General features: G+C 57.3%; 9 protein-coding genes and 1 other RNA gene. 2 read left to right on the top strand and 8 right to left on the bottom strand.

What is annotated here, in order from left to right; genetic code table 11:
- Positions 1–104 precede the first annotated feature (104 nt).
- The 4 genes from KGFNPO_RS04355 to KGFNPO_RS04340 all read right to left on the bottom strand — a co-directional run bounded on the left by KGFNPO_RS04355 (position 105) and on the right by KGFNPO_RS04340 (position 6,912).
- Positions 105–431, bottom strand: a complete 327-nt coding sequence (locus KGFNPO_RS04355) for a YbaB/EbfC family nucleoid-associated protein (RefSeq protein ID WP_472633268.1) — start codon at positions 429–431, stop codon at positions 105–107.
- A 2-nt stretch (positions 432–433) separates the two neighbouring features.
- Positions 434–2,422 (bottom strand): DNA polymerase III subunit gamma/tau, encoded by a 1,989-nt coding sequence (gene dnaX / locus KGFNPO_RS04350; protein ID WP_472633267.1) that lies wholly within the window; start codon positions 2,420–2,422, stop codon positions 434–436.
- Positions 2,423–2,644: 222 nt separating this feature from the next.
- On the bottom strand, positions 2,645–5,737 hold the full coding sequence (locus KGFNPO_RS04345) for an efflux RND transporter permease subunit (protein ID WP_472633266.1): 3,093 nt from the start codon (positions 5,735–5,737) through the stop codon (positions 2,645–2,647).
- Positions 5,734–6,912, bottom strand: a complete 1,179-nt coding sequence (locus tag KGFNPO_RS04340; RefSeq protein ID WP_472633265.1) for an efflux RND transporter periplasmic adaptor subunit — start codon at positions 6,910–6,912, stop codon at positions 5,734–5,736. Before KGFNPO_RS04340 ends, KGFNPO_RS04345 begins: the two co-directional genes overlap by 4 nt.
- Positions 6,913–7,084: 172 nt before the next feature.
- Here KGFNPO_RS04340 and KGFNPO_RS04335 point away from each other — a divergent pair, with 172 nt between their 5' ends.
- Positions 7,085–8,746 (top strand): isovaleryl-CoA dehydrogenase, encoded by a 1,662-nt coding sequence (locus KGFNPO_RS04335; protein WP_472633264.1) that lies wholly within the window; start codon positions 7,085–7,087, stop codon positions 8,744–8,746.
- A 55-nt stretch (positions 8,747–8,801) separates the two neighbouring features.
- Here KGFNPO_RS04335 and ffs read toward each other — a convergent pair.
- Together ffs and ubiD are read right to left on the bottom strand one after the other, a co-directional pair.
- Positions 8,802–8,900: signal recognition particle sRNA small type (gene ffs / locus KGFNPO_RS04330), an RNA gene on the bottom strand.
- Between the two features lie 45 nt (positions 8,901–8,945).
- Complete coding sequence (gene ubiD, locus KGFNPO_RS04325; RefSeq protein ID WP_472633263.1) at positions 8,946–10,430, bottom strand: 4-hydroxy-3-polyprenylbenzoate decarboxylase; 1,485 nt, start codon at positions 10,428–10,430, stop codon at positions 8,946–8,948.
- 492 nt (positions 10,431–10,922) lie between these two features.
- Here ubiD and KGFNPO_RS04320 point away from each other — a divergent pair, with 492 nt between their 5' ends.
- Entirely contained in the window at positions 10,923–11,888 is a 966-nt protein-coding gene (locus KGFNPO_RS04320; RefSeq protein WP_472633262.1) for a transglycosylase SLT domain-containing protein, read from the top strand.
- Positions 11,889–12,071: 183 nt separating this feature from the next.
- Here KGFNPO_RS04320 and KGFNPO_RS04315 read toward each other — a convergent pair whose 3' ends face one another.
- On the bottom strand, positions 12,072–13,244 hold the full coding sequence (locus KGFNPO_RS04315) for a pyridoxal phosphate-dependent aminotransferase (protein ID WP_472633261.1): 1,173 nt from the start codon (positions 13,242–13,244) through the stop codon (positions 12,072–12,074).
- Between the two features lie 122 nt (positions 13,245–13,366).
- Positions 13,367–13,834 carry a transcription antitermination factor NusB gene (gene nusB, locus KGFNPO_RS04310; protein WP_472633260.1) on the bottom strand — a complete coding sequence of 156 codons (468 nt, stop codon included), beginning with the start codon at positions 13,832–13,834 and terminating at the stop codon, positions 13,367–13,369.
- Between the last annotated feature and the right edge of the window lie 3 nt (positions 13,835–13,837).

Here is a 13,837-nt window from a genome sequence, read left to right as displayed (position 1 = left end):
GCAGCGACTCACTTCGCTCCCCTCTCCCGCTTGCGGGAGAGGGGTTGGGAGAGAGGGCAACCAAAGCATTTTCATGCAGTCAGGTGGAATTTTCGCCATGGCCGTCAGAACGGCAATTGGAAGCCGGGAGGCATCTGCATGCCGGCGGTCAGTCCGCCCATTTTTTCTGCGGAAGTGGCTTCGGCCTTGCGCGCCGCATCGTTGAATGCAGCTGCCACCAAGTCTTCCAGCATGTCTTTGTCATCGCCCAACAGGGATGGATCGATGGTGACGCGTTTGACGTCATTCTTGCAAGTCATCACGACTTTCACCAGGCCAGCGCCGGATTGGCCTTCGACTTCGATCAGGGCCAATTGGTCCTGGGCTTTTTTCATGTTGTCCTGCATCGCCTGCGCTTGCTTCATCAAGCCTGCCAGTTGGTTCTTCATCATGGTTACTCTCCTTGCGTTTTTAATAAAAGGGGTTTGATCGATCCCGGTACGACGGTGGCGCCGAATTCGCGCATCAGGGTTTGCACGAAAGGATCGTTCTGAATCGTTGCTTCCGCTTCGCGCTGGCGCTGGGCTTGTGCGGCTTTGGCCTGGGCGCTGGCGGTATGGATCACCGCGCCGATTTCGGTTGTGATACGCAGCGACTGACCGAAATGGGCGTTCAATGCAGCGGTGAGTTTATCGACACTGCCGGAAGACAGCAGGGTTGCCATCGGCACCCGCAAATGCAATACAGCACCGTCGTCATCGCTTGCCGCCTGGCCCAACTCGCTTTGCAAGGCCAATTGCTGCACCACGCCGCGAATCGGTAAAGCTGCTGCCAGCAAAGGCCAGTCGCCGTCCCAGCCCAAGGCTGGCAATGGATGAAATTCCAGTATCGGTGCCGGCTCCGGTACGGGTGCCAAAATCACAGCCGGTGGCGGCTCCAACGCTGTTACGGCAACGGCTGGAGATACGGGTTGCGCGAACGATTCAGTTTTTTTTTGAGCCGCCGCGTCAGGAAAGCCGGATGTGGATGGTGCAACTCGGGACAACGATTCGTCCTCGTCCCAAGGTGGTGGCGCACTGATGCTGCTGCTGGTGTTGCTGGCGCTGGCAGGCGCGCTTGGCCTGGATCGGTTTGCGGCGGAGGTGGATTTGCTCCCGGCACGTGCCGCATGCAAGGCGGCCATTGCCGGGCTGATGCCGGTTTTTACTGGAACCTGTGCTACCGCCGGAGCGGGACTGGCGACTGCACTCGCTGCTGCGGCGGCCACGCCTGATGCTGCTCTGCTGATAGGCTGCCGCACCGGTGTTGACACTGGCGCTGCTGCTTGCGTGCCGCCGACGCCGACGCCGGGACGAAACGCCAGCATGCGCAGCAGCGTCATCGAAAATCCTGCATATTCATCCGGTGCCAGTCCCAGTTCATTGCGGCCATGCACGGCGATCTGGTAGAAAAGTTGCACTTCTTCGGCGTCGAACAAGGCGGCCAGACGCAGCACGTCGTCGCGCTCCGGCAAATCGTGCGGCAGCGCTTGCGGCACGGTTTGCGCCAGCGCAATGCGATGCAGCAAAGTGCCCAAATCCTGCAGCGCGCCGTTATACGACAAGCTGCGCGCTGCCATTTCATCGGCAACTGCCAGCAAACCCGCGCCATCCTCGACCGCCAGCGCATCGAGCAGGCGAATCAGGAACGACTGGTCGAGCGCGCCCAGCATGCCCTGCACTGCTTCCAGCGTAATTTTTCCGGCCGCGTAGGCAATCGCCTGATCGGTCAGCGACAAGCCGTCGCGCATCGAACCTTGCGCGCCTTGCGCCAGCAGACGCAGCGCGGGCAACTCGAATGGAATCTGTTCCTGTCCCAGAATATTTTCCAGATGACTGACGATGTGGCCCGGCGGCATTTGCTTGAGGTTGAATTGCAGGCAGCGCGACAACACCGTGACCGGGATTTTTTGCGGATCCGTGGTGGCAAGAATGAACTTGACGTGCTCGGGCGGCTCTTCCAGCGTCTTCAGCATCGAATTGAAGGCGGTATTGGTGAGCATGTGGACTTCATCGATCATGTAGACCTTGAAGCGCGCATTGGACGGCGCGTACACCGCCTGCTCCAGCAATTGCGCCATTTCGTCGACGCCGCGGTTGGACGCGGCGTCCATCTCGATGTAATCGATGAAGCGCCCGGCATCGATGGCGGTGCAGGCTTCGCACACGCCGCAGGGCTGGGCGGTGATGTCGCCCTTGCCATCGGCACCGATACAATTCAGGGCTTTGGCCAGAATCCGCGACAGCGTGGTCTTGCCCACGCCGCGGGTGCCGGTAAACAGATACGCGTGATGCAGGCGCTTTTGTTCCAGCGCATGCGTCAATGCGCGCACCACGTGCTCTTGCCCGACGAGGGTTTCGAAGTTTTTGGGGCGGTATTTGCGGGCGAGGACTTGATATGACATGGCGTGATTTTACCTTATGGAGCAGCAAATAATATAAGCGCCGCCGCAAGCCGGATTGTGCTCGCTCCTACAACACAAGATGTAGCAGGCAGCCGGAGCCGCATTATTGCCGCTCTACAGCACAAAATATACTGCATTATGTATTTTAAAATCCCGCAATTTATATTGCGGTAATACATGCATTTATCGGCATACCCCGCCAATTATTATAATTCACCAAGCTCAAGCGGTATGTACAACGTCATCCGGCATCAGTTCCGGTGCGATTTGCAAAGGACCGCTGCCGCTGAAACGGTCCAGGAACAGGTAAATCACCGGCGTAATGAAAAGCGTGATCGCCTGCGAAAAGATCAAGCCGCCGACGATTGCCAAGCCCAGCGGCTGGCGCAATTCGGCCCCTGCCCCCAACCCAAGCGCAATCGGCAATGCGCCCATCAGAGCCGCCAGCGTGGTCATCATGATCGGCCGGAAACGCAGCAGGCAAGCACTACGGATCGCATCAAACGGCGTCATGCCCTGGTTGCGCTGCGCTGCCAGCGCGAAATCGATCATCATGATGGCGTTCTTCTTGACGATGCCGATCAGCATCAGGATGCCGATGGTGGCGATCAATGTCAGCTCGAAACCGAACAGACGCAAGGTGAGCAACGCGCCAATCGCGGCCGAAGGCAGACCGGCCAGGATCGTCAGCGGATGGATATAACTCTCGTACAGCACGCCGAGCAGGATGTAGATCACGATCACCGCCAGCAACAACAGTGCGACCTGGCTGCCCTGCGACGACTGGAAAGCGGCGGCATCGCCGGCATACGAAGTAATCACGCTGGCCGGCATGCCCAATGCGCTCTTGAACTGATCGATTTTTGTGCTGGCGTCGCCCAAGGGCACATCGGCCGCCAGATTGAACGAGATGGTAATAGCCTGCAACTGTCCCTGGTGATTCACCTCCACCGGCCCGACCGTGCGGCGCACGCTGGCAATGCTCATCAAGGGCACCAGAGTGCCATTTGCACTACGCACATGGATTTTATGCAAATCCGTCTCGTCCTGACTGCCGCTATCGGCACCCTGCAGGATCACCTGAAAGCTGTTGCTGCTGGTAAAAATGGTCGAGACCTGGCGTTCTCCATAGGCACTGTAGAGCGCGGTGCGGATATCCTCGACCTGGACTCCGGCCGTATTGGCGCGATCGCGGTCGATATCCAGCTGCGCCTGCAAGCCCTTCAATTGGGAATCGCTGGTGACATCACGGAAGATCGGATCGGCCCGCATTTTGGCTTGCAACTGATCCGACCAATCGTTGAGTTCATCGGCGCGCACGCTTTGCAGTACATATTGATAGCGACTCTTGCTGGATTTTCCGCCCAGGCGCAAATTCTGCACCGGGCTCAAATACACCGACAGGCCGGGAATGCTATTGGTCTTGCGCCGCAGTTGCTCCAGCACCGCATCCATCGACTGGCGTTGCGCCTTTGGTTTGAGGCCGATGAACATGTTGCCGCTGTTGCCGCTTCTGGCGCGGGCCATGACGCTCTCCACGTTCGAATCGTTCCCAACGATCGCCGCCACCTGCTGGACCAGCCCCGCCATCGCCGGATAAGAGATATCCTGCGGTCCCTCAATCGAGGCGCTGATCTGGCCGATGTCTTCGCTTGGGAAAAAGCCTTTCGGTATCTCGATGAACAACACCGCAGTCAGGGCAAAGGTGGACAGCGCCGCCAGCAACACCGTCCTGCTGTGGCCCAGACACCAATCCAGAATACGGGTATAACCTCGGACCACCGTCTGGAAGCCTTGTTCGAAGTTGCGGCTGAGCCAGCTATCGTTTTCATGCGTCTCGTGGCGCAGGAAACGGCTGCACAGCATCGGCACCAGCGACAGCGACACCAGCGCCGACACCAGCACCGCCAGCGACACCACCACCGCAAACTCGTGGAACATCTGGCCGATCACGCCCGGCATGAAGAAAATCGGAATGAATACGGCCACCAGCGAAATCGAGATCGAGATAATCGTAAACACCATCTCGCGCGAGCCTTTCAGGGCGGCCGGCAGCGGTTCCATGCCTTGCTCCACGTAGCGCACGATATTTTCCAGCATCACGATCGCGTCATCGACCACCAGACCGACGGCGATGGTGATGCCAAGCAGCGAAATATTGTCCAGGCTATATCCGAGCCAGTACATCAGGCCGAAACAGCCAATCAGCGAAATCGGCAGCGTAACCACCGGGATCATGGTGGCCGACAAACGCTTGAGGAACAGAAAAATCACCATCACGACCAGGAAAATGGTCAGCAACAAGGTGAATTTCACGTCGTGAATCGCTTCCCGGATCGAAGTCGCGCGGTCGTTCAGTATCCGCACATCGATAGACGCCGGCATCTGCGACTGGAATTTCGGCAAGGTCGCCTTCACCGCATCCACCACCGCCACCGTATTCGCATTCGGCTGGCGCAATACCGCCAGCACGATGGCCGGCTGCCCATTCGACCAGCTTCCATTCTTGGTCGATTCGACACTGTCAACCACATCCGCGACATCCTTGAGCCTTACCGTAGCCCCATCCTTGCTGCTGATGACCAGGTCGGCGAAGGCGTCTGCATTGCGCAATTGTGGATTCGCCTGCAGGGTCAGGCTCTGGCGCGCTCCATCCAGCACGCCAACCGGACTATTCGCATTGGCCGCGCGCAAGACGGTGGCGAGTTCATCCATCGTCATGTTGCGCGCCGCCAACTGGTCCGGCTTGACCTGCACCCGCACCGCGTAACGCCGCTGGCCATACACCGACACCTGCGCCACGCCATCGATGGTCGACAGCGTAGGAGAAATCAGGTTTTCCGCATAATCATCCAGATCGGCCAGCGAAATGGACGGCGATGTCAGCGCCAACAGGAGGACAGGCGCGTCGGCCGGATTGACCTTGCGGTAGGAGGGCAATGAAGTCATTTCGGCCGGCAGGCCGCGTTGTGCGCGCAGCAAGGCAGCCTGCACATCCACGGCAGCGGCATCGATATCCCGGTCGGGCGTAAATTCCAGCGTGATCGAGGTGCTGCCCAGGGTGTTGCTGGAACTGATGGTAGCCAGGCCGGCGATGGTGGAAAACTGTTTCTCCAGCGGCGTCGCGACCGATGCTGCCATGATTTCCGGACTGGCCCCCGGCAAGGAGCCGCTGACATTGATGATCGGCGTGTTATAGCTGGGTAATGCTGCAATCGGTAATTTGTTGTAGGAGAACAAGCCGACAACCACCAGCGCCACCGACAGCAAGACCGTCATGATCGGCCTGCGGATACATAATTCCGAAATATTCACGATGGATTTTTCTGTTGTGGCTTGGCATTGTCCGCCGCCGGGGGCGCTGGGAGCGCCGGGATATCGGGCTGAACTTCCTTGACTGTCGCGCCGGGACGCAGGTCTTGCGCGCCTTCCAGCACCACGCGCTGTCCGGCTGCCAGGCCGGACACAGCCGCCTGCCCATCCTCGATAGTCACAATGCTGACCTTGCGGGATTTCACGGTATGGTCAGGCTGCACCACATAAACAAACTGTTCAGTGGGGCCGGTGATGATTGCCTGCGCCGGCACCACCACTGCTGCCGGCAAAGTGCGCGAAATCAGCCGGACATTCACGAACGAACCCGGCCACAGCCGTTTTTGCGGATTGGCGAACTGCGCCTTCATCCGTATCGTACCGGTGGCGGCATCCGCAGCATTGTCGACGAAAGACAACTTGCCTTCAATCGTCTGGTTGCCTGGCAGTTGCACCAGCACCGGCGCATCCAGCTTGGGATAAGTCGTGATGATATTAGCTAGCTCGCGCTCCGGCACAGAAAAGCTGACAGCAATAGGATCAAGCTGCGAGATGGTCAGCATCGGCGTGGCGCTCGGTTGCGCCAAGCTACCCGCGTGTACATTGATGGCGCCGATCCGCCCGCTAATGCTGGCGGCAATCTTGTTATAACCGAGTGCGATGCTGCTGGATTCGATGCTGGCCTGATCGGCGCGCATCACGCTGCGCGCCGCATCAACCCGGCTGCGCACGGTATCGACCACCGCCTGCGAGACAAATTTTTTGGCTAGTAAATCCTGGTTGCGCTGGAGCGTGCTTTCCGCATCCACCAGATCTGCGCGGTCTTTGGCCAGTTGCGCCTGCGCCTTGGCAACAATGGAGGCATCGCTGCGCCCATCGAGAGTCAGCAATAACTGACCGGCGCGCACTTCCTGTCCTTCAACCACGTGAATCGCGCGCACCACATTCTGAATTTGTGGACGCACATCGACCGTATTGATGGCCACCACATAGCCGTTGAGCGTGATCGTGATCGGCATCGATTTCTGCTCGGCTACCACCGTCTTCACGCTCTGGGCCGCATTACGCGCCTTGGGCACGACCGGTTTCCTGTCAGGAACCATGACGTAATAGGCAGCGCCCGCGCCAAGCACCACGACACCGGCAGTAATCAGTAAATACTTGAAAGTCAAACGCATAGGAAATAATCAATCTATAAAGGCAGCTGTCGATAATACTTACTTAAAGTAATGCCGGTCAACCGATGGTATGTATCGCAATGTATTAGCCAGACCTTAGCGAAACCTTGGCAAATCCTGCATGAAAGATCTATTCTGACGATTAACCTCGAAATGAAAAAAGGTGTGCATCATGCAATGGCAAACCCACGAAATCACCAATCAAGTGCCGCAACTGCAAGACTACAACCTGTTTGCGACCGATATTGCACTGGCTGAAGGCGTACAGCGCGAGCAGGCGGCCTGGCACACCCAGGCGCTGACGCAGTTCGGCGCTGAACTGGGTAGCCCGGCGATATTGGAACTGGGCGAACTGGCCAACCGGCATGCGCCCGAATTGCACACGCATGACCGCAACGGACAGCGCATCGATGTGGTTGAATTTCACCCGAGCTGGCATGCACTGCTGGCCCTGCTGCGCAAGGAAAACCTGCATGCGCTGCCGTGGATGCAACCGCGGCCGGGAGCGCAGGTAGCGCGCGCAGCCGGTTATTTCCTGCATGCGCAAGTTGAATCCGGCTCGTTATGCCCGACCACCATGACTTTTGCCGCGATCCCGGTGCTCCGCAACGAAGCCGCGCTTTTTGCCACGTTGCAGGCCAAGCTGTTTTCCAGTCAGCACGATGCGCGCGATCTGCCGCTGGCGCACAAGCACTCGATTCTGATCGGCATGGGCATGACCGAAAAGCAAGGCGGCTCGGACGTGCGCAGCAACACCACGCTGGCGCGCCCGCTGTCCGGCATTGGACGCGGGGCCGACTATGCGCTGACCGGCCACAAGTGGTTTTTCTCGGCGCCGATGTGCGATGCCCATCTGGTGCTGGCACGCACCGATCCGGGCCTGTCCTGTTTCTTCGTGCCGCGCTGGCGGCCGGACGGCAGCAAGAACACCGTGCTGATCCAGCGCCTGAAAGACAAGCTGGGCAACCGTTCCAACTCCAGCGCCGAAGTCGAGTTCCAGGATGCCTACGGCATCATGATCGGGGAAGAAGGACGCGGCATTCCCACCATCATCGAAATGGCCAACAGCACTCGGCTCGATTGCGTGATCGGCAGCGCCGCACTGATGCGCCAGGCGTTCGTGCAGGCCGCGCACCACGCCCGCTATCGCAGCGCATTCGGTCGCCCACTGGCAGCACAGCCGCTGATGCGCAATGTGCTGGCCGATCTGGCGCTGGAAAGCGAGGCCGCAACCTTGCTGATGCTGCAATTGGCCGGCGCTTGCGACCAGTTTAAAGATCGGTCTCAAGATCAGCCACAGTTGCAACGCGCGTGGCAGCGCATCATGACGCCTGCCGCCAAGTTCTGGATCTGCAAGCGCACCCTGGAATTCACCGGCGAATGCATGGAAGTCTGGGGCGGCAACGGCTACGTGGAAAGCGGGCCGATGGCGCGCATGTATCGCGAAGCACCGGTCAATTCGATCTGGGAAGGTTCCGGCAATGTGATGTGCCTGGACGTATTGCGCGCGATCGAACGCGAAGCGGAAGGGTTCCAGCTGCTGCTGGACAACTTGCAAGAAACCGCTGCGGGCCACCCCGGACTGCAGCGCATGATGCAAGCCTTGCGCGGCGACCTAATGCTGCCGCCGGAGCAACGCGAAGCGCAGGCACGCCGCTTTGCCCAGCGCCTGGTGCTGATCGCGCAAGGCGTATTGATGCTGCGCCATGCGCCAGCGTCGATTGCCGAAGCCTTCATCGCCAGCAGAATCGATACCGAATCCGGCCGAGTCTATGGCACGCTGGCAACTGCCAGCCCGCAGACAGCAATATTGGAGCGCGCCTGGCCGGTTTAAAAATGACTGGGGAATACCGAAGATGGGGGAGAACTGGGGAAATCTGGAGAAAAACAAAGGCGAGCCTGATCTGCGGCACTTGCAGGTAATGGCCGTGGCTGCTTCGTTCCCGACCTGACCAGGTTAGCCATGCCACAATGCGCAGGGGCCCGCCGAGGCGAATTATACTCGACTTATCGGCCTCTACAGCATTGTGTTTTTAGATTCCCAGTTCTTGCCAGAGGGTATCAATGCGTGCCTTGACCTCGGGCGTCATCTGGATCGTGGTGCCCCACTCGCGACTGGTCTCACCCGGCCATTTATTGGTGGCATCGATCCCCATCTTGGAACCCAGACCGCTGACCGGCGAAGCGAAATCCAGATAATCGATCGGCGTGTTATCGACCAACGTGGTGTCGCGCAACGGATCAACCCGGGTCGTGATAGCCCAGATCACTTCCTTCCAGTCGCGGATATTCACATCCTCATCCACCACCACGATGAACTTGGTATACATGAACTGGCGCAGGAAGCTCCAAACCCCGAACATCACCCGCTTGGCATGGCCGGCATACGACTTCTTCATTTGCACTATCGCCATCCGGTAGCTGCACCCTTCAGGCGGCAAATAAAAATCGGTGATTTCGCCAAACTGCTTTTGCAACAACGGAATGAATACCTCATTCAACGCCACGCCCAGCACCGCCGGTTCGTCCGGCGGCTTGCCGGTATAAGTCGAGTGGTAAATCGGATCGCGCCGCATCGTGATGCGGTCAATGGTAAATACCGGAAACGAATCCTGTTCGTTGTAATAACCGGTATGGTCGCCAAACGGTCCTTCCAGCGCATGTTCGTAACCGCTTGGATGCGACTCATCCGGGTAGATATGCCCTTCCAGCACGATTTCGGCCGAGGCCGGCACCCGCAATTCGCTGCCGATGGCTTTTACCAACTCGGTGCGGCTGCCGCGCAGCAAACCGGCGAACTGGTATTCGGACAAACTGTCCGGAACCGGCGTGACTGCGCCCAGTATGGTGGCCGGGTCGGCGCCGAGCGCGACTGCAATCGGATACGGCTGACCCTTGCTGGCAATCGCATGTTCGCGAAAATCCAGCGCGCCGCCCCGATGCGCGAGCCAGCGCATGATCACCTTGTTGCGGCCGATCACCTGCTGGCGGTAAATGCCGAGATTCTGGCGCTTCTTGTGCGGCCCCTTGGTAATCACCAGACCCCAGGTAATCAATGGCGCTGCATCGCCCGGCCAGCAGTATTGAATCGGCAGCCTGGCCAGATCGACATCATTACCTTCCCACACGATGTCATGGCAAGGCGCGCCGCGCAATTCTTTCGGTGCCATATCCCAGACCGCTTTGACCAGCGAACCCAGGCCCAGAATATCCTTGAAGCCTTTCGGCGGTTCCGGCTCTTTCAGGCTCGCCAATACATGGCCGATCTTGCGCAATTGGCTGACATCGTCGGCTCCCATGCCGAGCGCAACGCGACGCGGCGTGCCGAACAGATTCCCCAGCACCGGCATGCTATGCCCGACCGGCCGCTCGAACAATAACGCCGGTCCACCGGCACGCAAAGTGCGATCGCACACCTCGGTCATCTCCAAATACGGCGAAATCGGCGTGGAAATACGCTTTAACTCGTCAATTTGTTGCAATTTAGAAATAAAATCCCGCAAATCTGAATATTTCATTTTTTTACAGTGTTTTCAAAAGTGATCTCATTGTCTTAGAAAGTACTGCCAAGTAGTTGATTTAATGGGTTTATGCTGCATAGCAGCATAAAACTAAGACTTAAAAGTAATAGAAATTAAATTTTATAGTATTGACTTGATATATTCGCGCTTCTACAATGCGCCAACTTGATGAGAAAGCGTTCTTTACTAGCATAAAAAACTTGCGTAAAAAAAACTTTTTTCATTTTCACGGGGTTCGGGGCCCCATATGACATTTTAAGGAGTGTTTTCAAAAGGCGTCTGCCTTGCCCCCGATAAAAGTTGTTTGCCACACCCTGCCGACACACAGAGCAGCCAGCTGCAGCAAACAACTCCGGCGTTTGTCGTGCGCACCATGCGACGACAGACGATGTCTCTGAATCACGATATTTGTAACAAGTCTCTCGCGATTGTGCATCTGATGCGCTATTAACGAGATTCTGTGCGTGCCGTGACAGCTCAGGAGGTTCCATGTTTACCCAGATTAACAGGGCAATGTACAGTTATGCCCAAAAAACGGCGGGCCAGTCTGCCTTATGGACAAATTTTGCCCGTGAAGCGGCTAAAAATTATGTCGTAACCGCGCACCGCGCAGTATTGATTTTAGGCCTGCTTGCGATCGGCCTGGTTAGCCTGATATTCGTCAAGCCGGAGTTAGCCGACCAACTCAAGGAGCTGTCCCCATTCGCCGAAGAATATGCGGCAAATGACGCAAATGCGGAAGCGCCGCAAACGCCGATTGTGCTAAACACCGCTGCAGCCGCCACTGCCCCGGAAATTCGCGCGGCCCAACAGGAAACGACCCAGGCCGAGCGGCAACAGCAAGCTGCTGGCGCCACTTCGACGCAGCAAAAATGGGTTACCTACTGGCTCTCCAAGCGTTACCGGGTTGCCGGGGACGCCATTCACAAGCTGGTATTGACCTCTTATCAGGTAGCGCACGAGCTCAAGCTGGACCCTTTGCTGATTCTTTCCGTGATTGCTATTGAATCGCGTTTCAATCCGCTCTCAGAAAGTCCGGTTGGCGCGCAAGGCCTGATGCAGGTGATGTCGAAGATTCATCAGGATAAATTCCAGAAACACGGCGGCGTTGAAGCAGCCTTGAATCCGGTAGCCAACATCAAGGTAGGTTCGCGCATTCTGAAGGAATATGTGGTCCAGGGCGGCTCAGTCGAAGCTGGCCTGAAGAAATATGTCGGCGCGGCCGCATTCGCCACTGATTCCGGTTACGGCAGCAAAGTTCTGTCCGAATACCGCTACCTGCAGGAAGTTGCGACGGGCAAGAAAGTCTCATCACACGTAACGGCCAGAACAAGACCGCACGCGCGGCCAATAATGGTTAGAAAGGCCGAGCCTGCCGAACTGCCGCCGACCGCCAGAGATGACTTGCCAAAGCACAATCAGAAAAACCCATCTGATCAGGTTGCCGCTTTATAGAGCGTAACCAACTAGAGCGTGACCAACGCAATTAAAAAGAGCCCTGTAACGAGAGGCTCTTTTTTATTGCCGCCAAGATTTTTATGGCGTTAAAATATCGCACAAAAACAAGGAGTATAGTTAAAAAACATAGGCTTACATCAATATATACATGCGTATATTAAAAATACAATATCTAGTATATCATTTTCTGCCAGCCAGAAATACAGACAGACGGCGCACTGCTTCCTGCAAATTCTCCATCGATGTAGCGTACGACAGACGGATATAGCTGCGCGCCGTATGCGCGCCAAAATCCAGTCCGGGCACCAGCACCACGCCGGCCTGATTCAGCATATCAATCGTCAACTGGTCGGCGTCGTCAGTCAACGCCGAACAATTTGCATACACATAAAACGCCCCATCCGGCATCACCGGCACCACAAAACCCAGGGCGCGCAAGGCCGGCACAATATAGTCGCGGCGGCGTTTGAACTCGGCTTTGCGCTGCTCGTAAATCGCAATCGATTCCGGCGTAAAGCATGCCAGCGCCGCATGCTGCGCGATGGTGGATGGACAAATGAACAGGTTTTGCGCCAGTTTTTCGAGCGGCGGTACCAGCGCCTCAGGCACCACCAGCCAGCCCAGACGCCAGCCGGTCATGTTGAAATACTTGGAAAAACTGTTGATCACGATTACATCGTCGCCCAGCGACAATGCCGAAAACGGCGCGGCATCGTAACTCAAGCCCTGATAAATTTCGTCCACGATGGTAAAGCCGCCCTTGCTGCGCACGGTTGCGACAATCTTTTGCAATTCCTCCGGCGCAATCGAAGTGCCGGTCGGGTTCGATGGCGAAGCCAGCAGCACGCCGCGGGTCGCATCGTTCCAATGCATCTGCACCATGGCGTCCGACAGCTGGAAACGCTCCGCCGGACTGCTCGGGATCATCACCGGGCAACCGTCGAAGGCGGCGACAAAATGGCGGTTGCATGGATAGGATGGGTCCGGCATCAGGATTTCCGCGCCCTTGTCCACCAGCGCGGCGCAAGCCAGCAACAACGCCGCCGATGCGCCGGCGGTGACGATGATGCGTGTCGGCGCCACTTCCAGCCCATATACCTGGCGATAATGATCCGAGATTGCAACCCGCAGTTGCGGCAAGCCGGTGGCTGCGGTGTATTGCATCCGGCCGTCCTGCATGGCCCGGGCAGCAGCTTCGATCACTGCCGGCGGTGCGGTAAAATCCGGCTCGCCAATGCCCATATGGATGATGTGACGCCCTTCCCGCTCCAGTGCGGCGGCCATTTTGGCGATTTCCATCACGTGAAATGGTGCAATGTTTTGCAAGCGCGCAGCGGTGTTAATCGATGACATGGGTATTCTTTCCAAAAGAAAAACCGCCATGGTGATCGGCCATCGGCACTTTGGCACCGAGAACGCATCACGATATGGCGGTTTTTTTGTACTCTTTCCCGGAGGAAAAGAGCGATATTGTCTTATTTGCGGCCAGCCTGGACTTCGGCTTCGCGCATCTTGCCAGCCAACTTATCTAGCACGCCATTGACATATTTGTGACCATCTATGCCGCCGAAAGATTTGGCTATCTCGACCGCTTCGTTGATGACGACGCGATACGGTATTTCAAGATGGTTTTTCAATTCATAAGCGCCTATCAGCAAAACCGCGTGTTCAATCGGCGACAATTCACTGATGGTGCGGTCAATCAACGGGGCTATTTCGGCCCGCAACGGCACTGCGGCATTGATAGCGCCGTACAACAAGGCGTCGAAATGGTCCTTGTCCGCCTTGTCGAAGCCATGCGCTTCGCGGATATGGGCTTCGATGGCGTTGACATCCTCGTTATTGAGCAGCCATTGGTACAGGCCTTGCAACGCGAATTCGCGCGCCCGGTGACGGGGTGAGCGACTTTTGCTCGGATTGGCATGGAGGGTCTTGTTGGTCATAAA

This window comes from Gelidimonas diazotrophica (assembly GCF_055694025.1).
Note: the sequence above shows the minus strand (reverse complement) of the source record. Positions and strands in the feature narration are given on the sequence as shown.